The following is an 18,089-nucleotide window of genomic DNA, read 5'->3' as shown; positions in this document are numbered from 1 at the left end:
TTTATTTATTGTAGCCAAATATTTCATTCCTATTTTGCATGAAATTATCACTGTACAATATTATTGTAACGGATTAAACGGCTGGTTTCATCATTTTGACGGTCTTTCTTTGTTTATTGGGAATTTCCACGTTATTTATGCTATAATATGTTGCCATACGGGTAGAAAAAGGCTTTCACTATCCAGTCCATCATAGACAGTTGTACGAGGATTTTATATCACGGCTTGGAATGAACGGATGCAAGATGCTGATGCAGGCCAATTATGAACAATTTAATTTATATATAAAGGATGGTATGTTGAATGATCAGTACAAGCGGCATAACGCTCCGCTACGGTAAACGCGCATTGTTTGAAGATGTGAACATCAAGTTTACCCCAGGGAACTGCTACGGCCTTATCGGGGCTAACGGAGCAGGGAAATCAACGTTTTTGAAAATTTTGTCCGGAGAAATTGAAGCAAACCAAGGTGAAGTACACATGACACCAGGCGAGCGGATGGCTGTTCTGAAGCAGAACCACTATGCTTATGATGAGTATCCGGTACTTGAGACGGTCATTATGGGCCACACTCGTTTGTATGAAATCATGAAGGAAAAAGATATGCTCTATGCCAAAGCTGATTTTACCGAAGCGGATGGTCTGCGTGCAGGTGAGCTCGAAGGCGAGTTCGCGGAGCTGAACGGCTGGGACGCAGAACCGGATGCAGCAGCGCTTCTGATTGGTCTCGGAATTCCTCGTGAGATGCACGAGCAGAAAATGGCCGACCTGAGCGGCAACGAGAAGGTTCGTGTCCTCTTGGCACAGGCTTTGTTCGGTAACCCGAACAATCTGCTTCTCGATGAGCCTACCAACTATCTGGATCTGGAATCCATCCAATGGCTGGAGAACTTCCTGATGGATTATGAAGGTACCGTTATCGTGGTATCCCATGACCGTCACTTCCTAAACAAAGTATGTACGCATATTGCGGACATTGATTTTGGTAAAATTCAGCTGTATGTAGGTAATTATGATTTCTGGTATGAATCCAGTCAGCTGGCGCTTGCCCTGCAGCGTGATGCGAACAAGAAAAAAGAAGAGAAGATGAAAGAGCTGCAAGCGTTCATTCAGCGTTTCTCTGCTAATGCATCCAAGTCCAAGCAGGCGACTTCCCGTAAGAAGCAGCTTGAAAAGATTCAGTTGGACGATATTCGTCCATCGAATCGTAAATATCCGTTCATCAACTTCAAGGCTGAGCGTGAAGCAGGTAAACAGCTTCTAACGATTGATCGTCTGAGCAAATCCGTTGAAGGCGAGCAAGTTCTTAACGATCTCAGCATCGTGGTGAACAAGGGCGACAAGATTGCCTTTGTTGGACCTAACGGATTGCCGAAGTCAACCCTGTTTGAAGTGCTGATGGGTGAGACCGGAGCGGATTCCGGTGAATATACTTGGGGTGTCACGACATCGCAGGCATACTTCCCGAAAGATAACTCTAAATATTTTGAAGGTGTAGATATGAATCTGGTTGAATGGCTGCGCCAGTATTCCAAGGATCAGGAAGAAACATTCCTGCGTGGATTCCTTGGACGCATGCTGTTCTCTGGAGAAGAAGCGCTCAAGAAAGCAAGTGTGCTGTCAGGTGGAGAAAAAGTTCGCTGTATGCTTGCCAAAATGATGCTGAACGGTGCCAATGTGCTTATTCTGGATGAGCCTACGAACCACTTGGATCTTGAATCGATTACAGCGCTGAATAATGGTCTGATTGATTTTGATGGAACGATCCTGTTTACATCTCATGACCATCAGTTCATTCAAACGATCGCGAACCGCATTATTGAAATTACCCCGGCGGGTGTTATTGACCGTCAAATGAGCTATGATGAATACCTTGAGAATGATGAAGTGAAGCAGCTGCGTTCTCAAATGTATCCAGTAGAAGCTTAAAATCCTGAAATATAAAAAGTCCGTATTCCATGAATTGAATTGTTACAATTCATTCGGAATACGGACTTTTTACGTTTTGCCACCGGCAGTTGATTAATTGGAGGATAACCAATATTAGGACCCGCCAGTACGACGACGTTGATTATTCGGCTTTTTGTTGTTTTGGCTTACTAATTTCTTGGTTCCATTATTTTGGAAGCCGCCGCGATTCCCGTTGTTTTGCTCTTTTTTCTGGGCGAGCTTTTGCTTTACAGCATCAGCCAGACTGATTTTGCGAGGTTCGTTATTTTCGCTCATGAGATACATACCTCCTCTTTAATGATCTTCAGAACCAGGTCCGGTTGAATTGTTGAGTATACATACATGCCAATTCACTACCCGGTTGAATTGTCGAGTATACATACATGCCAATTCACTACCCGGTTGAATTGTTGAGTATACATACATAACAATTCACTACCCGGTTGAATTGTCGAGTATACATACATGCCAATTCACTACCCGGTTGAATTGTTGAGTATACATACATGACAATTCAACCTAATTCTATCCGTTTTTAAATCTCCAAACAAGGGCAAGAATAGATTAGAGTAAAATGTAAAATAACAATCCATTTTGCGCTTATACAAAAAAGTTTGTTAAGACTCATAGCAATGCCGCCAAGCAACACTGTTTCATCATGACTACAGCAATGTTATCTGGCAACATTGTTTCTATAGACCCACACGGTGCCCATTTGATAACATGGTAAAACGATTGTTCAAGCTGCTTCGCGTGCTTATGAAATATATTTGTGTGCTTCAGGTGCATTTTTCAGTTTACGTCTATACAGTATCAAAAAAGGAGTGTCGTTTCGGTTGAATGCTTATGAGGATATTAAAAAAGGGGAGCGCGGAGCATGGATCAGCATCGCTGCCTACCTCGTTCTGTCAGCCTTTAAACTTATTTGCGGTTTTGCTTTTAATTCAAGCGCTCTAAAAGCAGACGGCTTTAATAATCTGACAGACATTGTTGCTTCGATAGCAGTGCTCATCGGGCTTAAGATTTCAAGGAAGCCGCCTGATTCGGATCATGCATACGGCCATTTTCGGGCGGAAACTGTTGCAGCACTGATGGCTTCATTTATTATGGCGATGGTTGGGATTCAGGTGCTCATCGATGCGGGAACTTCACTTTTTGAAGGAACGAAGGAGATCCCTGATATCTGGTCTGCTGTCGTCGCAGGAGTGGCTGCAGTAGTTATGATTGGAGTTTATTTGTATAACCGCAAGTTAGCCCGGCAGATTAGAAGTCAGGCGTTAATGGCTGCAGCCAAAGATAATCTCTCTGATGCATTCGTCAGTGTGGGAGCTGCCATTGGTATTATTGGAGCGCAGTTCGGTTTGCCTTGGATGGATACCGTCGCTGCATTTATAGTAGGTCTGTTGATTTGTAAGACAGCCTGGGATATTTTTAGCGAATCGACGCATAGTTTAACGGACGGTTTTGATGAGGACCAGCTGCATGATTTGAGAACAACGGTTGCCAAGACGCCAGGGGTGCAAGGCATCAAGGACGTCAAAGCAAGGCTGTACGGCAGCCACGTCATAGTCGATGTGGTTGTAGAAGTGGCGAGGGATCTGAGCATTGTAGAAGGGCATCATATCAGCGATACGATTGAAGAGAATATGCGGAGACATCACAACATTATGCATGTACATGTGCATGTGGAGCCGAAGGAAACGCGGGTCTAAGGGAATAACGACGTATAAAAAAACTAAAAAGGTGTTCCTCTCGAAAATGATTTTACGAAGGGAACACCTTTTTTATTTCATCTATATTTTAGTACGTTACATTCCTGTTTTGACCCAAGCAATACCTTTCCAAGTGTAAATCTCCACCCAAGTTTCACCTGTAGTCTGGTTCATGACCTTGTTACCGGTAACGGATACGAATTGAGGGCTAAGTGCACCAGTAGCCTTACCGTTAGGAGCATCATAGAAGTAAGTAACTCTCGTAAGCTCTAATGGCGTAAGCGGGATATCAATTCCGTCTCCAGGCTCTACAATAGGTTCTTCATATACGACTTCGGATACGGATCCGTCTGTTGATGAAGTTCCATTAACAGTTACAGAAATAGGAGTCGGAGACTCTGTTTCTGCCGTTGGGGTAACTTCTTGTGCGCTGGCTGCTGCGGCCATGGAAGCTGTTACAAAAAGTGCTGCGGTAATGCTGATCATTTTTTTCATTTGATACCCTCCTAGTGTTGTTATGTAGCTCTTACATGCTTTATCAATAACCAAGTAAATAAGGATATGAAACACAAATTATAACAATTATTTCTTTATTTATCCAAGGGATATATACCTAGATTTCTGGAAGGATTATTTTAAATAGAGTTTTCTCCCAGAAGAAAGCACAAAAAACCTTACCTGACAAAAGTGTTGTAATTGGGTTGACTACCAACCGTCCTACACTTTTGTCATGGTAAGGTTTTTTTCTGTCGAGCCTTAGATGCTATTTTAGCAGCTTTGCGTCATTTTACATTCATGCATCCTTGACTGCTTTATCGTGATCGGCTTCTTCCTGTGAAGAGAGAGATAACGAACAATACTAAGAATACGAAGAATAATACTTTGGCAATGGATGCCGCTGCTTCAACAATACCGAAGAATCCGAAGATACCGGCTACAACCGCAACAATTAGAAAAATTAGTGACCATTTCAACATGATAATCATCCTTTCCGTTTTTTGACAGAGGTACGTTTGGCTTGATGCTTGGCGCCACCTCGTTCGTAGTTGTCATTAACCCCGAAGAATTATGACGAAACAAAAAGGGGAACTAGAAGATATTGTCTCAAATTTCTCTACAAATAATACACTGAAAAACGGATTTTTACTTCTCAGCTGTTTGTTTCGACAAAGGGGAGGCAGGGTAACTATGAAATAACAAAACAACAAAACAAAGAGCGAAAGCGAGGTCATTCCATATGATAGAAGTAAGTGTTCTCATTATAGCGATAGCATTTGCAGTGCTTGTCGTGTTCCTCATCAAAACATTAAAGACAGTCCAGGTCTCCCTCGATAATGTATCTAAAACACTTCAGGAAGTTCGAGGAACAATCGACGAACTCGGATATGAAGTGAAACAGACCGTTAGACACGCCAACGATATTACAGCCGACGTTGAGCATAAGATGAAGCAGATTGATCCGGTTGTGACTTCGGTCAAAAACTTGGGAGAGATTTTAACAGAGGTTACCGCTGCAGCGAAGCAAGTATCCACAACGCTCATGAACAAATTCCAGAAGAAAAAAGAAGGATCGATGGAGACTTCGGTAAGCAGAGCAGCAGATTCAAGCTACACCAAGTCACTGCCTGCACCTGGCATGACGACACCGACTCTAGCACACCATGACAATAATTCATCACGTAAGTGGATGAATTATGTAGATATTGCAGCAGATACATGGAGCAGATTCCGCAAATAGAATCACGGAGAAGAAAGGGTGAGGTGAGGCTAATGTTACGTATGCTCGTATTGATGCTTGCTTTAACAGCTCCCTTTTCCGTTCAACCTGTGACAATGCAAGGAGCGTCTACATTAAATCCTTCAGTAGAACCTGCAGCGGAGCGGGCCTCCTTGGCATCAGACAAGAAGGTTACTTTTGATACAGTGAATGACATCTCTTTATACGACACAGCTGAAGATCTTGTTGATAAATGCGGGCAGCCAGTGAATATTGAGCATAATCGACTTCTTGGCAGCGAGGAATATATTTACGGAGACATGCGGGTTGGTATAAATAATGGCATTGTACACTACGTTCAAGTAGACAAAAATGCTAGCTATTTAAAAGTAAACAATGAATATATGGAGATGAATCCAAGCAGTATCAGAGCTACTTTAGGAGAGCCTGATTTCGTTGCACAAGATGGAGAGGTATATGTTAGAGATCATCATGCTGTAAAAGTGTATATGAATCCGGATAACGGTAGATTGCAGCATGTGGAGTTTTTTGACGAATTTTCTTTTTAAATGAAGTCTTTTCGAATTCACCTTTTTAATGAGTTATGGAATTTGATTCAAATACTTGTTTCACTTTAGACAACGAGGGTTAATGATGACTATGTGAAAATCTCAAAGGAGCGTGGATACCATGAGTACTACCAATGCGAAGAGCTATGCTAAAGTGGTTGAGAATGGAATTCAAGCGGTTGAGGCAGTAAAAGAGCTACGTGAAGCTGGCTATACTACAGATCAAATATTTGTCTTGGCGCATGACCAAGATCGAACGGATCGTATTGCAGATAAAGCAAATGCCAAAGAGATTGGAATTAAGGAAGAAGGGATGTTTGATTCCCTCGCAAATCTGTTCCGTTCACGAGGGGACGAGCTTCGAGCGAAGATCGTGAGTATGGGCTATACCGAAGCGGAAGCTGATTATTATGAGAAAGAGCTGGATAAAGGAAAAGTACTCGTTATTGCTAGACGGGGTGAATGATATTTTTAAGTTTAAAATTTTGGAAATGATATATATCTAGATCCAAGGAATGGGAGTGAAAGTCCCATTCCTTCTGTGCGTTCATAGAGAAATCTATGAAAAAATTGATGAAGAAGCTTAAAATGACAATTTTAAAAGGAGTACGTTCTTTTAAAATAGAAGTAAATGCAAACAGGGTTGTAAGGCAATTAACTTTTATTGGGCCTGCTCTGAGTTATGAATGGGTGTATAATCATCGTTAGTGGAATTTGCAGCACTAATAGCGCATTTGGCTTCTGACAGAAGGAGAGAGCTATGAGAATATTAATTGTTGATGATAATCCTACCAATGTCATTATTATTCGTGAAATCTTAAAGAAAGAAAATTATCGAGATATTATTACGGCAAGCTCTGCTTTTGAAATGCTTGATGTACTTGGCATTAGGCTGGGCGTAGATGTAAATGCAGTTGAGCCTGAGCCGTCCGATATAGACCTTATTCTGCTGGACATGATGATGCCGGAGATGGATGGGATTGAGGCCTGCGGTGTCGTGCAGAAATATTCGCACCTCAAAGATATTCCGATTATTATGGTTACAGCTGTAGGCGATTCCAAGAAACTCGCAGAGGCACTCGATGTCGGTGCGATGGATTACGTGACCAAACCCATTAATAAAGTCGAGCTGATGGCACGTATTCGTCTCGCCCTTCGATTGAAGCAGGAGAAGGATTGGCGAAAAGAAAGAGATAAACGTATTCAGGACGAGCTTAAGCTGGCGGGCCTTGTGCAGAATGCGGTGCTCAGTCCGGCTATAGAGGATTCTCATTTTCATGTTCATGCCTTGTATCAGCCTTCTGCAGAACTGGCTGGGGATCTGTACGCTTGGTATCCGCTTGGCAAAGGGCGGTATGGTGTGATCCTGCTGGATATGATGGGGCACGGCATTTCTTCTTCTTTATTCTGTATGTTTATTGCATCGGTTTTAAAGGATGCAGTTACCACTTACGTTGAGCCTGACCGTGTCGTCCAAGAGCTGAATCGAAGATTTAATCAGCTGTACCTGGAAGAACAACTGGTTCAATACTATTTTACAGCCATTTATCTTGTGGTGGATACGAATGAAAGACGAATTGATTATGTTAATGCTGGCCATCCGCCTGCCTTGCTGTTTGAGGATGATGGGACAGTGCATTCACTAGATGTGGTTACACATCCGGTAGGACTATTTGAACAAATGGATGCGAAGACAGAAACGATATATTACCAAGGCGACAGTCATATCGCGATGTTTACAGATGGATTGTTGGAAGTTTGCGAAGGTGAGACAGAGGAGCAGCTTACTTATCTGACGAAGAATTTATCTAGAGATCATGCTTGGAATGAAACGGAAATGCGCCGGATCTTTCTGGATGACAGCGTTCCGAAGGAGCATGAAGATGATATATGCTTAGTCTGGATTACATTAAAAGGAGAATGACAGTATGAAGATACGCACTCGGCTGCTTATAGGCTTCAGTGCATTAATGGCAATATTGCTGGTTCTAACCATTGTTAGTTATAACACAACCAGCTCGATGCGAACTGAAATCGATGAACTGTACAATGACCGTTACATGAAGACCCGATATACTTCTGGAGTGCGTGCAGATGTAAATAATATCGCAACCCACATTGCGACAGCAATAACGAATCCGACTACGAATTCAGTTGAAGTGCTGAGTCAAAGGATCGAGGATCTCAAATCAAGTGTTACTACACAGCTTGAAGAGGTTTCCGAGCGGGCTAGTGAGGCTGAAGAACGCCGCCTGGTTGACCAGGTTGTCGTCAATCTAAGAGAATATACGAACTATACGGATCGTCTTCTGGCTCTACTGGAAACAGAAGAATATGCAGCGGCTACCAACCTTCGGACGAATACGGGAACGGTTGCCCAGCAAGGAGTATTAGATGTACTAACAGAGCTCAACAATTATCAGGATCTATTAATTGATGACCAAATACAGGAAGCAAACAACGAGATGAACCGGTCTGTCCAATGGCTCACTGTATTGCTGGTTGCCGGATTACTTATAGCCTTGGGCGTTATATTATGGGTGATTCCAAGCATAACGAAGGGCCTCCATACAGTTTCGATGATGATCCAAAGCTTCGGCAAGGGAAGATTCCGGACGATCAAGCGGATCCAGGTTAAATCCAAGGACGAAATTGGACAGATCGCGCATGTGTTTAAAGACATAGCGAAAGATTTAGAAGAAAAGAAGCAAATTGAACAGGATTACTTGAGAGCACAAGAGGATCAGAGCTGGTTAAATGCCAATATGGCCCGAATTACAGAGATGCTGCGTGGTATTAATTCAACTGATGAGGTGGCACAGCTGTTCATTAGCGAATTTGCGCCTATTCTTACGGCAAAATATGGGGCTGTATATCTTCACGACGAGAACAAGCATCCCGAAGAGCTCAGACGCTACGGAGCGTACGCTTTTGATGACAGTAATACAGAATGCAGCCGATCCTTTAAGATTGGAGAAGGCTTAATTGGTCAGAGTGCGCTTGATAAAAAAGTGATTGAGGTTACAGAAGCACCTGATGGGTATTTGTCCATTGGATCTAGCCTTGGCTCTGCCAAACCGGCCAACATTCTGATCCAGCCCGTACTATTTGAAGATGAAGTATTAGGTGTAGTAGAAATCGCATCCTTCGAATCGTTCTCGAGTCTGCAAAAGGCTCTGTTTGAGCAGCTCGTTAAAAATATGGGTATTATTATTAATAATATTAATAGACGCATGCGTGTTGAAGAGCTTCTGCGTGAGTCTCAGACACTTGCAGAGGAACTTCAGGTGCAATCTGAAGAATTGCAGACCCAACAGGAGGAGCTTCGTCGCTCGAATGAGAACCTGGGCGAACAGGCGGAGGAACTCAAGCGTTCTGAAGAGCTGCTCCAACGCCAGCAGGAAGAGCTGGAGCATTTCAACACCGAATTACTTGCGAAGACAAGAGCTCTCGAAGAGCAAGTACAGCAGGTGGAAGAGAAGAATGAACAGATTGAGGAGACGAAGCGGCAGCTGGAGCAGCAAGCAATGCAGCTCTCTATCACTTCGAAATATAAATCCGAGTTCTTGGCGAACATGTCTCATGAGCTTCGGACTCCGCTGAACAGCTTGCTTATCCTATCGCAGCTGCTTACGGAGAACAAAGAAGGTAATCTATCGGATAAACAGAAGGAATATGCACAAACCATCTATATGTCCGGTGCGGACCTCTTGAAAATGATTGATGAGATTCTGGACCTGTCAAAAGTGGAGTCCGGGAAAATGGATATAAATCATGAAAGAGTCAGTCTGCAGGATCTGCGTAACTTTGTTCAGCAGAACTTTGCACCGGTTGCACTTAGCAAGGATTTGAAGCTGGCATTTGAAGTCAAAGATGAGCTGCCAGAGAGCTTCATATCGGATGGACATCGGGTTAAGCAGGTTCTGCGCAACCTATTATCCAATGCATTCAAGTTTACTTCAGAAGGCTCGATCACGGTCAGCATGAGACAAGCGGACGTTTCAGAGCTGCCTCATTATATCGATATGGATGTGCCTTTCCTGGCTATAGCAGTGAATGATACAGGGATTGGCATCGCTTCGGACAAAAAAGATCTGATCTTTGAAGCCTTCCAACAGGTGGATGGAACGACTAGCCGTAAGTATGGAGGAACCGGACTTGGACTCTCCATCAGCCGTGAGCTGGCTCGTCTGCTTGGCGGGGAGGTTATGCTTGAGTCTGTGGAAGGTAAGGGCAGTACATTTACTCTGTATCTGCCTCTGCTTACCGATGCTAAGCTGGGAGAGCAGCTGGAACTTTCGGTTGAACATAGTGAAGCGGCAGCTGCACAAGAATCCAGAGGGCGTTACCTGCCTCAAGGAAGATCTGTACTAAATGCCGTGCAGAGTGAAGCCAAATTACAGATTGCATCTTCTGCGACAGTTACTAATAACATCAAGGATGATCGGGATACAATTAAGGAAACCGACCGGGTGATGCTGATCATTGAGGATGATCCGAAATTTGCGAATATTCTGATGGATATGACACGTGCCCGCGGATTTAAAGCATTAGTGGCCCTACAAGGGGATGTGGGATTGGAAATAGCGAAGCAATATGTCCCGGATGCCATTATTCTTGATATTCAGCTTCCGGTAATGGATGGATGGGCTGTTCTTAACGAACTGAAGGCCAACTTGTCGACTCGTCATATACCGGTTCATGTCATTTCTGTTATTGATGACATTAAGCAAGGTTTGATGATGGGTGCAATCGCATATCTGAAGAAGCCGTCTACTCGAGAATCGCTGGATAATGCATTTTCTCACATTGAATCCTATATTGATAAATCATTGAAGCGTCTTCTCATTGTAGAAGATGATGCCGTTCAGAGAAATGCCATTATAGAGCTTATAGATTATGATGATGTAGCGATAACCGCGGTGTCTACAGGAAGAGAAGCGCTGGATGAACTAAGAAATTTGAAGTATGACTGTATGGTTCTTGATTTGATGCTTACCGATATGACGGGATTTGAACTGCTTGATCAGGTAAGGGATAACGCAAGCCTGAATGATCTTCCGATCATCATCTATACAGGCAAGGAGCTCGACAGCAAAGAGGAAATGGAACTGCGCAAGTATGCGGAGTCGATTATTATTAAGGACGTCAAATCACCAGAGCGTTTGCTGGATGAGACAACCTTGTTCCTGCATCGGGTAGAAGCGAATCTTCCTGAAGATAAGAGACAGATATTGCAAAACCTGTACAACAAGGAGACTTTATTTGAAGGAAAACGAATATTGCTCGTAGATGACGATATTCGGAATGTATTTGCTCTATCCAGTGTTCTTGAAGGGTACCGTATGGAGGTCACATTTGCCGAGAATGGCAGAGAAGCGATTGAAATTCTCGAGCGTGATCACGGATATGATCTGGTGCTGATGGACATGATGATGCCGGAGATGGACGGATACGAGGCGATGAGAAGAATCAGAGAGATGCCTGAATTTGATAAGCTGCCGATTATTGCGCTTACAGCTAAAGCAATGAAGGATGATCGCAGCAAATGTATAGAAGCGGGTGCTTCTGATTATGTGAAAAAACCGATTCAAACCGATCAATTATTATCTCTAATGAGAGTATGGCTGTATTCATAAAATGTATTAGTGGGTAAGTATGTTAGAATACCCCCAATTTGATCGAATTTTAGTAAGGAAGTGGGAAGGTAATGACATCCTGGGATCAAACACACACAGATGATTCGGCGGACGATAAGCCGATGATTAAGGAACGCGAGCAAATTGAAATCGAATTGTTAATGGAAGGAATACACCGATTTTATGGATATGACTTCCGAAATTATGCACTCCCCTCGCTGACACGGAGAATTCTTCATCATGTGAATGCGGAGCGTTTGAAATCTATTTCGGAGCTGCAGCATCAGGTACTTCATAACCGGGAAGCATTCAAACGTTTAGTGCAAAGCTTGTCTATTCCAGTAACTGAAATGTTTCGTGATCCCAGTTTGTTCAAGACGTTCCGCGAGAAAGTAATACCCGTTCTAAGGACGTATCCTTATATCCGGATATGGCACGCCGGCTGCTCGACTGGAGAGGAAGTATATTCAATGGCTATACTGCTGCATGAGGAAGGGTTATATGAGAAATCCCGTATTTATGCGACAGATATGAATGAACGTTCTCTCCAGCAGGGCAGGGAAGGTGTGTACGGCATTGAGAAAATGAAGCTATACACGAAGAATTATCTAGAGGCCGGTGGAACGGGGGCCTTTTCGGAATATTACACTGCACGCTACAACTCGGTCATGTTTCATCCTTTTTTGAGGCGGAATATCATTTTTGCAGAGCATAACTTGGCTACCGATCGTTCTTTTAACGAATTTAATGTTATATTCTGTAGAAATGTTATGATTTATTTCAACGATGAGCTGCGTAATCATGTTCATGGTCTGTTTCATGAGAGTCTGAGTCATTTTGGGGTTCTGGTATTAGGGGCGAAGGAATCCATACATTTTTCAGGCTATAGTGATGATTATGAGACAATGGACCGGGTTGAGAAAATATATCGCAAGGTGAAATAAACGCGGGGGGTTAGGTTGTTATGGTCATGGGGGCTCAAGAACAGATTCATATTCTGCTTGTGGATGACCGGCCAGAGAATTTGCTTGCGCTAGAAGCGGTCCTTGAAAGCGAGCATTATGTTCTCATAAAGGCGACTTCGGGGGAAGAAGCACTAAGGAGTATTCTGAAGCATGAGTTTGCCGTCATCGTTCTCGACGTCCAGATGCCTGGGCTTGACGGAATCGAGACTGCAAAATTAATTAAAGCTAGAGACAAGACCAAAGATATTCCTATTATCTTTATATCTGCTAACAGCAAAGAGGCGGAGCATCTATTCGCTGGGTATTCAGCCGGTGCGATAGATTATATGGTTAAACCGTTCATCCCACAGATTCTAAAGTCCAAGATTGAAGGATTTGTAGAGATGTATCTGTCGAACAAGCAGCTCAAGACTCAATCCATGCTGCTGCAGCAAAAGACGATGGAGCTGGAACGGATCAATAAGGAATTGATAGAAGCAAAAGAGGCTGCCGAGATTGCTGCGCATGCCAAGACAGAATTTTTGGCTATTATGAGTCACGAGATTCGAACGCCGATGAATGGAGTTATCGGCATGATTGATCTCCTGATGGAGACGGATCTTGCCGAAGAACAACAGGAATACACTCAAATTATTAGAAGCAGTGCGGATGCATTGGTGAGCATTATCAACGATATTTTGGATTTCACCAAAATGGAGTCCGGTAAAATGGAGCTGGAACAGCAGCCATTTGACTTATCCAGCTGTATTCAGGAAGTACTTAGTCTGTTCCAGATTGATGCTTCCAAGAAAAATTTAGAGCTCGTTTATTTTATCGATGAGAAGATACCGCCCGTACTGTACGGAGATATGACTAGACTTCGTCAAGTGCTGATTAATCTTATCAGCAATGCTGTGAAGTTTACAGAACAGGGCGGGGTTTCTATCATATCTTCGGTTAAACAGGTCGAGCACGGGGTTTATACGTTGGAGTTTACTGTGAAGGATACGGGAATCGGAATTCCGGAAGAGAAGGTACAGCATTTGTTCCAGCCGTTCTCTCAATTGGATTCCTCCATGACTCGTAAATACGGAGGAACAGGATTAGGTCTGGCAATATGTAAAAACCTGGTTGAGATGATGAACGGTCATATTTACATTGATACAACCGAGGAGCGGGGAGCATCCTTTGTATTCACCGTGGAAATGACTCCTTATGATCATCATGGCAAAGAGGAGGAATGCCGAGAGCTGCAAGCTCGTAATCATGCAGAGAAGGATTCATCTGCAAACGTGCTGGTCGTTGATGATCATCCAATCAATCAAAAATTGATGGTAAGTATGCTCAGCAAGCTCGGTTTATCCTCTGATATTGCTGAAGACGGTCAGCAGGCACTCGATATGATGCTGAAGTATAAGTATGATTTGATATTTATGGATCTGCAGATGCCTGTGATGGACGGGCTGGAAAGTACTCGTCGCATTCGTAAAGAGTTAAATGGAATCCATTATCCGACGATTGTTGCCATGACTGCAAATGTTATGGATGGAGTTCAGCAGCGCTGTCTTGCTGCCGGGATGGATGATTATATCAGCAAGCCTGTCAAAATGGTGAGTGTAAAACAGAAATTGGCTCAAATCCTAAGGGTCGGAAATGGAGTGTAAGCTTCTTTTTACACTTCTGAAATATTTTCCAATCGTAGATTTGTTTCACTAGATAAATAGGTGGTTAATCAATATAGAAATAATTTTTGGGAGAGAGATGTCTAATGAATACAAATAAAAATGACAAGTTTAAAGCAGAGACAGAAGTCAATAATAACACTTGTACAGTTTATTTGAGCGGAGAGCTCGACCTCTCTGTTGCTCCAGATTTCAGAAATACCATGGAGCCCCTTGTGGCAAATACGGATCAAAACCTGATTGTTAATCTGAAAGATCTGAAATACATTGATAGTACGGGTATCGGAATTTTGTTGTCTATCCTAAAAGCAAGACATGCAAAAGATGGCTCATTTATGGTAGAAGAGGTTCCTGGAAATATTCAAAAGCTGTTTGACATGACAGGCATCACTAAATTCTTTGTCCCTCAGGAGAATTCCCAATAGGAAAGGATCGAAGAAAGAATGAAAGCAGAAGCACAGAGAGTAACACTTAAGCTGCCAGCTACGGCAGACTTTGTTGATATTGTCAGATTGAATCTGTATGGAATTGCATCAAAGATGGGTTTCTCTTATGAGGATATTGAGGATATGAAGGTTGCTGTCTCGGAAGCATGCAACAATTCAGTGCTCTATGCCTATGGAGAAGTGAACGGCCTTGTTGATGTGTTTTTTGAATTTGATGACGAGGAACTGTCTATCACGGTCAAAGATGAAGGGGAGAGCTTTGAGCGTGTAGAACAAAGAGACGGCATCGCTGCACTGCATGACAAAGATCTGGACGAGGTTCAAATCGGTGGACTGGGATTCTATCTGATGCAGGCTTTGATGGATGATGTAAATGTCGTCACAGAAGAAGGCAAAGGAACAGAAGTCGTCTTAATTAAACGCCTCACTAAGAGTGAGGAAAGGGTATGACCGATCGCTTGACTCCCCAAGAGTCGATGGACGAAGCAGTGGGTTTGATTTGGGAGTATCAACAGACCAAAGATAACGAAATTGCTACCGTTCTAATTAAGAAATACGAGCCTATGGTCAAGATGGCTGCAGGCAAGATTTCTCGAAATAGACCTGATTTATATGAAGACCTGTACCAGACAGGTCAGATGGCTCTCGTAAGGCTGCTCAGTCAGTATGATATCAATCTGGGCATCCCTTTCGAGCCATATGCGATGAAGAGCATGATCGGGCATATGAAAAATTATTTAAGGGATAAGTCTTGGTACATACAGGTACCCCGCAGGATCAAAGAAAAAGGCGCGCTAGTGCAGCATGCGATTGATGATTTGACGATTAAGCTTGAAAGATCGCCTGATGTTCAAGAAATTGCGGAATACCTGGATCTAACGGTAGAGGAGACCGTTGAGGTGCTCGCAGGACGTGAGTCCTACCATTATGTATCACTCGATTCACCGTTGTCTCAAGATGAGAGCACGGCAACATTGGGAGAACTTATTAGTTCAGAGGCTAATGATTATGATGCGGTAGAGAAACGCATGGATCTTCAGCAAGCGCTTGGGCAATTGAAGGAACAGGAGCAGAAGGTGCTGCTGCTTGCATTCCAAGATGGTCAATCCCAGCGGGCCATTGCTCAGAAATTAGGCGTGTCCCAAATGAGTGTTTCCCGTATTCAGAAGCGGGCAACAGAGAAACTTAAACAAATTATGACGCAATCCTCATCATCATAGGACAAATTCTAAAGAGGCATGCCAGCATTTCCTACGGAATGCTGGCATGCCTCTTTGCCGGTTTAACCCTGTTTGTTAAGAGAGGAAGGAATAAGGGGGGTAAATAGAGATGGATCAGCTGAATTTACAGGAAGTAAGACTGTATGAGAAGTGGGTCTGGCAGGATTATAAGGTGTCCCAATTTGAATGCGAAGAGCTGGACAGACTGAGGGAGGAAATACCCTCTACGGCAGAATGGCTGACCAAACTGCCAGAAATCCAGACGAACTACATTTCTGTCCGGACCATTGACGGCAAGAATGTCTTGTTTGGCTCACTGCTCTATTCCATTAAGAAGAACTTGGACGACGAGCAGGAAGGTCATCAATTTTACTTTTATGTAGATCCAAGTCATTTGATTACCCTGAATATCGACAAGCACACAAGAGAGGCCTTACTGGCTGACGAGCGAAGGAGGATGTTTGATGAGGCCGATGATGCGGTATCGGGGATGTTTATCGTTGCCAGGGCGCTCCTGCATTACTTTCATATAGGTCTGGACAAATTCGAAATGAATTTGCGCAGCCTGGAAGAGAGTATGGAGAAGAGAAATGCCCGAACGCTGATGGATAAAATATTATCTGCCCGTTTTGAACTCTTGTTTTGGAGCAATCAGTTTATCTCCTTTCAGGAGCTGCTGCATGCTTCCAATGAGGCTTTTCATTTTCTATCGATCGAGGAGCGGGTAACCTATAAACAGCTGACATACCGAATGAAACGTATGGACAGCTTGTTCCGTCATTATGAGGATGAGATTGATACTTTAATTTCAATTGATAACGCCGCCTCTTCCATTCGTGGAAACGATATAATGAAGACGCTGACGATTGTTACTGCGGTCTTTACTCCGGCGACGGCCGTTGGGGCAATATGGGGCATGAACTTCGAGAATCTGCCTTGGATTAAGACGGAATGGGGATTTACAGTGGTTACTGCTGCGATATTGCTGAGTATGGCAGGAATGTACATTTGGATGTTTATGAAGGGCTGGACAGGGGACATTTTAAAAATCAAGCCTCGCGGTGAAAATCCAACGAACACGAAGAAGTCAAATTGACGAAGCTTATGAGGATTTTGCATAAATCATGACAAAAAAGCCTGACTTTAGCTTCCACAGCTAACGTTCAGGCTTTTTTACTCTCTCCATTTATTGGGGGACTTATTTAGAAGCATCGATATATCCTTGCAACTCTGCAATATATTGACCGATGACTGGAAGATTCATATCTACAATCAGACTGAGAACCCAACCGAGAATTGCCAAGACAAGAACAGTACCGATGGACATTCCCAGACCTCTTGCAATACCTGCGGTCAGATTGGCAATGATCCGCTTCTTGGGGCTGGTATAATTCTCTAGAATATCTTTGAACTCCGCGCTTTCCATCGCTTGGATAATTCCCTCCAGCCGTTGGTTCAAATTCTTTACCTCATGCCGAAGCTCAAATGGGTGTTCAGCAATCACCTCTTGCTTGTGCTTATTGTCAGTATTGATATTACGGTTTGTGTTGAACTCGACTGAGCTCATAAGAAATGCCTCCTTCCGGGAATTCACTTACATCACAGCAGCAAACTCTATAAAAATAGCCAGCTGCAAGCAGCTGGCTATAACGAAAGCAACTCAAATGCTTAAGGCAGTTTGGTTGTCGCTGTTGATGAAGTCGATGGTGTAGAGTAACTACCTTGGGATGAGCCGCTATCGTTCTTCGACGGTGTAGTCGAATTCAATTGATTTTCTGCTTCATTGGCAGCTTTGGCTGTTGTTGCTGCAACTTCCTCGGATGCTTTTGTAGCTTCATTGGCTACATCATCCTTCGCCTGCTTAATGCTCGCTACGACAGAAGTCGTGTTGTCGCCTACGGTCTTAGCCAGCTCACTTGTTTTACCAGATACCGTTTTGGCAATTTCCGATGCTTTGCTTCCTACAACACCTGCTACTTCTTTGGTTTTGCCAGAGACAACCACCATTTTATCGGATAGATCACCTCTTAAGTCACGGCCTGGCTTAGGTGCAAACAACAAGGCTGCTGCTGCGCCAAGGAGTCCACCGATGAACAGGCCTTTAGCGAAGTTATTACCATTGCCCGTATCTTCATTTCTGTAGTCCGTCATGTTTTTAGTATAATCTGTCGCATTTTGAGTCATGATTGATCACTCCTTCAATTGTAATG

The 18,089-nt window shown here is 43.4% G+C and carries 18 protein-coding genes; 13 read left to right on the top strand and 5 right to left on the bottom strand.

The annotated features are described in order from the left end of the window. Nucleotides 1-303 precede the first annotated feature (303 nt). A complete protein-coding gene (locus tag ACFQ3J_RS23150; RefSeq protein ID WP_251584524.1) occupies nucleotides 304-1,929 on the top strand; it encodes an ABC-F family ATP-binding cassette domain-containing protein in 1,626 nt (541 codons plus the stop codon). A 114-nt stretch (nucleotides 1,930-2,043) separates the two neighbouring features. Here ACFQ3J_RS23150 and ACFQ3J_RS23145 read toward each other — a convergent pair whose 3' ends face one another. Continuing rightward, nucleotides 2,044-2,226 carry a hypothetical protein gene (locus ACFQ3J_RS23145; RefSeq protein ID WP_076315378.1) on the bottom strand — a complete coding sequence of 61 codons (183 nt, stop codon included), beginning with the start codon at nucleotides 2,224-2,226 and terminating at the stop codon, nucleotides 2,044-2,046. Nucleotides 2,227-2,786: 560 nt separating this feature from the next. Here ACFQ3J_RS23145 and ACFQ3J_RS23140 point away from each other — a divergent pair. Continuing rightward, on the top strand, nucleotides 2,787-3,662 hold the full coding sequence (locus ACFQ3J_RS23140) for a cation diffusion facilitator family transporter (protein ID WP_091161324.1): 876 nt from the start codon (nucleotides 2,787-2,789) through the stop codon (nucleotides 3,660-3,662). A gap of 96 nt (nucleotides 3,663-3,758) precedes the next feature. On the opposite strand, the gene ACFQ3J_RS23135 is transcribed toward ACFQ3J_RS23140, so the two are convergent. Both ACFQ3J_RS23135 and ACFQ3J_RS23130 read right to left on the bottom strand, forming a co-directional pair. After that, the gene (locus tag ACFQ3J_RS23135) at nucleotides 3,759-4,157 is read right to left on the bottom strand and encodes a hypothetical protein (protein WP_091161322.1); all 399 of its coding nucleotides are present in this window, start codon (nucleotides 4,155-4,157) and stop codon (nucleotides 3,759-3,761) included. A 317-nt stretch (nucleotides 4,158-4,474) separates the two neighbouring features. Next, nucleotides 4,475-4,639: a DUF1328 domain-containing protein gene (locus ACFQ3J_RS23130; protein ID WP_047913737.1), complete on the bottom strand. Its 165-nt coding sequence runs from the start codon at nucleotides 4,637-4,639 to the stop codon at nucleotides 4,475-4,477. A gap of 260 nt (nucleotides 4,640-4,899) precedes the next feature. Here ACFQ3J_RS23130 and ACFQ3J_RS23125 point away from each other — a divergent pair, with 260 nt between their 5' ends. The 11 genes from ACFQ3J_RS23125 to ACFQ3J_RS23075 all read left to right on the top strand — a co-directional run bounded on the left by ACFQ3J_RS23125 (nucleotide 4,900) and on the right by ACFQ3J_RS23075 (nucleotide 16,975). Then, nucleotides 4,900-5,400 (top strand): DUF948 domain-containing protein, encoded by a 501-nt coding sequence (locus ACFQ3J_RS23125; protein ID WP_091161321.1) that lies wholly within the window; start codon nucleotides 4,900-4,902, stop codon nucleotides 5,398-5,400. 32 nt (nucleotides 5,401-5,432) lie between these two features. Continuing rightward, nucleotides 5,433-5,948 (top strand): hypothetical protein, encoded by a 516-nt coding sequence (locus ACFQ3J_RS23120; RefSeq protein WP_251584522.1) that lies wholly within the window; start codon nucleotides 5,433-5,435, stop codon nucleotides 5,946-5,948. Between the two features lie 121 nt (nucleotides 5,949-6,069). Next, on the top strand, nucleotides 6,070-6,414 hold the full coding sequence (locus ACFQ3J_RS23115; protein WP_091161317.1) for a general stress protein: 345 nt from the start codon (nucleotides 6,070-6,072) through the stop codon (nucleotides 6,412-6,414). 294 nt (nucleotides 6,415-6,708) lie between these two features. Continuing rightward, nucleotides 6,709-7,872, top strand: coding sequence for a PP2C family protein-serine/threonine phosphatase (locus tag ACFQ3J_RS23110; protein ID WP_091161315.1), 1,164 nt, complete (start codon nucleotides 6,709-6,711; stop codon nucleotides 7,870-7,872). A 4-nt stretch (nucleotides 7,873-7,876) separates the two neighbouring features. Next, nucleotides 7,877-11,587: a response regulator gene (locus ACFQ3J_RS23105; RefSeq protein ID WP_251584520.1), complete on the top strand. Its 3,711-nt coding sequence runs from the start codon at nucleotides 7,877-7,879 to the stop codon at nucleotides 11,585-11,587. 71 nt (nucleotides 11,588-11,658) lie between these two features. Next, nucleotides 11,659-12,531, top strand: a complete 873-nt coding sequence (locus ACFQ3J_RS23100; RefSeq protein ID WP_091161312.1) for a CheR family methyltransferase — start codon at nucleotides 11,659-11,661, stop codon at nucleotides 12,529-12,531. Nucleotides 12,532-12,557: 26 nt separating this feature from the next. Further along, nucleotides 12,558-14,195: a response regulator gene (locus ACFQ3J_RS23095; RefSeq protein ID WP_091161440.1), complete on the top strand. Its 1,638-nt coding sequence runs from the start codon at nucleotides 12,558-12,560 to the stop codon at nucleotides 14,193-14,195. Between the two features lie 104 nt (nucleotides 14,196-14,299). After that, a complete protein-coding gene (locus ACFQ3J_RS23090) occupies nucleotides 14,300-14,638 on the top strand; it encodes an STAS domain-containing protein (protein WP_091161310.1) in 339 nt (112 codons plus the stop codon). An 18-nt stretch (nucleotides 14,639-14,656) separates the two neighbouring features. After that, a complete protein-coding gene (gene rsbW, locus ACFQ3J_RS23085; protein ID WP_091161309.1) occupies nucleotides 14,657-15,109 on the top strand; it encodes an anti-sigma B factor RsbW in 453 nt (150 codons plus the stop codon). Beyond that, entirely contained in the window at nucleotides 15,106-15,879 is a 774-nt protein-coding gene (locus tag ACFQ3J_RS23080) for a sigma-70 family RNA polymerase sigma factor (protein ID WP_047913745.1), read from the top strand. Before rsbW ends, ACFQ3J_RS23080 begins: the two co-directional genes overlap by 4 nt. Nucleotides 15,880-15,988: 109 nt before the next feature. Next, the gene (locus ACFQ3J_RS23075; RefSeq protein WP_091161307.1) at nucleotides 15,989-16,975 is read left to right on the top strand and encodes a magnesium transporter CorA family protein; all 987 of its coding nucleotides are present in this window, start codon (nucleotides 15,989-15,991) and stop codon (nucleotides 16,973-16,975) included. 102 nt (nucleotides 16,976-17,077) lie between these two features. Here ACFQ3J_RS23075 and ACFQ3J_RS23070 read toward each other — a convergent pair whose 3' ends face one another. Together ACFQ3J_RS23070 and ACFQ3J_RS23065 are read right to left on the bottom strand one after the other, a co-directional pair. Then, on the bottom strand, nucleotides 17,078-17,446 hold the full coding sequence (locus ACFQ3J_RS23070; RefSeq protein ID WP_244533667.1) for a DUF5665 domain-containing protein: 369 nt from the start codon (nucleotides 17,444-17,446) through the stop codon (nucleotides 17,078-17,080). A gap of 101 nt (nucleotides 17,447-17,547) precedes the next feature. Next, nucleotides 17,548-18,063: a YtxH domain-containing protein gene (locus ACFQ3J_RS23065; protein WP_311287978.1), complete on the bottom strand. Its 516-nt coding sequence runs from the start codon at nucleotides 18,061-18,063 to the stop codon at nucleotides 17,548-17,550. Nucleotides 18,064-18,089 lie beyond the last annotated feature (26 nt).

Source organism: Paenibacillus provencensis (genome assembly GCF_042678545.1).
In the GTDB taxonomy this organism is placed as follows: Bacteria; Bacillota; Bacilli; order Paenibacillales; family Paenibacillaceae; genus Paenibacillus; species Paenibacillus provencensis.
This window is presented reverse-complemented; position numbering and strand designations above follow the sequence as displayed.

Coding starts and splice junctions, on each gene's coding strand:
- ACFQ3J_RS23095 (WP_091161440.1), top strand. CDS start 12,558: ATGGGGGCTCAAGAACAGATTCATATTCTGCTTGTGGATGACCGGCCA.
- ACFQ3J_RS23075 (WP_091161307.1), top strand. CDS start 15,989: ATGGATCAGCTGAATTTACAGGAAGTAAGACTGTATGAGAAGTGGGTC.
- ACFQ3J_RS23100 (WP_091161312.1), top strand. CDS start 11,659: ATGACATCCTGGGATCAAACACACACAGATGATTCGGCGGACGATAAG.
- ACFQ3J_RS23120 (WP_251584522.1), top strand. CDS start 5,433: ATGTTACGTATGCTCGTATTGATGCTTGCTTTAACAGCTCCCTTTTCC.
- ACFQ3J_RS23070 (WP_244533667.1), bottom strand. CDS start 17,446: ATGAGCTCAGTCGAGTTCAACACAAACCGTAATATCAATACTGACAAT.
- ACFQ3J_RS23135 (WP_091161322.1), bottom strand. CDS start 4,157: ATGAAAAAAATGATCAGCATTACCGCAGCACTTTTTGTAACAGCTTCC.
- ACFQ3J_RS23065 (WP_311287978.1), bottom strand. CDS start 18,063: ATGACTCAAAATGCGACAGATTATACTAAAAACATGACGGACTACAGA.
- rsbW (WP_091161309.1), top strand. CDS start 14,657: ATGAAAGCAGAAGCACAGAGAGTAACACTTAAGCTGCCAGCTACGGCA.
- ACFQ3J_RS23105 (WP_251584520.1), top strand. CDS start 7,877: ATGAAGATACGCACTCGGCTGCTTATAGGCTTCAGTGCATTAATGGCA.
- ACFQ3J_RS23080 (WP_047913745.1), top strand. CDS start 15,106: ATGACCGATCGCTTGACTCCCCAAGAGTCGATGGACGAAGCAGTGGGT.
- ACFQ3J_RS23125 (WP_091161321.1), top strand. CDS start 4,900: ATGATAGAAGTAAGTGTTCTCATTATAGCGATAGCATTTGCAGTGCTT.
- ACFQ3J_RS23130 (WP_047913737.1), bottom strand. CDS start 4,639: ATGTTGAAATGGTCACTAATTTTTCTAATTGTTGCGGTTGTAGCCGGT.
- ACFQ3J_RS23145 (WP_076315378.1), bottom strand. CDS start 2,226: ATGAGCGAAAATAACGAACCTCGCAAAATCAGTCTGGCTGATGCTGTA.
- ACFQ3J_RS23090 (WP_091161310.1), top strand. CDS start 14,300: ATGAATACAAATAAAAATGACAAGTTTAAAGCAGAGACAGAAGTCAAT.
- ACFQ3J_RS23110 (WP_091161315.1), top strand. CDS start 6,709: ATGAGAATATTAATTGTTGATGATAATCCTACCAATGTCATTATTATT.
- ACFQ3J_RS23150 (WP_251584524.1), top strand. CDS start 304: ATGATCAGTACAAGCGGCATAACGCTCCGCTACGGTAAACGCGCATTG.
- ACFQ3J_RS23115 (WP_091161317.1), top strand. CDS start 6,070: ATGAGTACTACCAATGCGAAGAGCTATGCTAAAGTGGTTGAGAATGGA.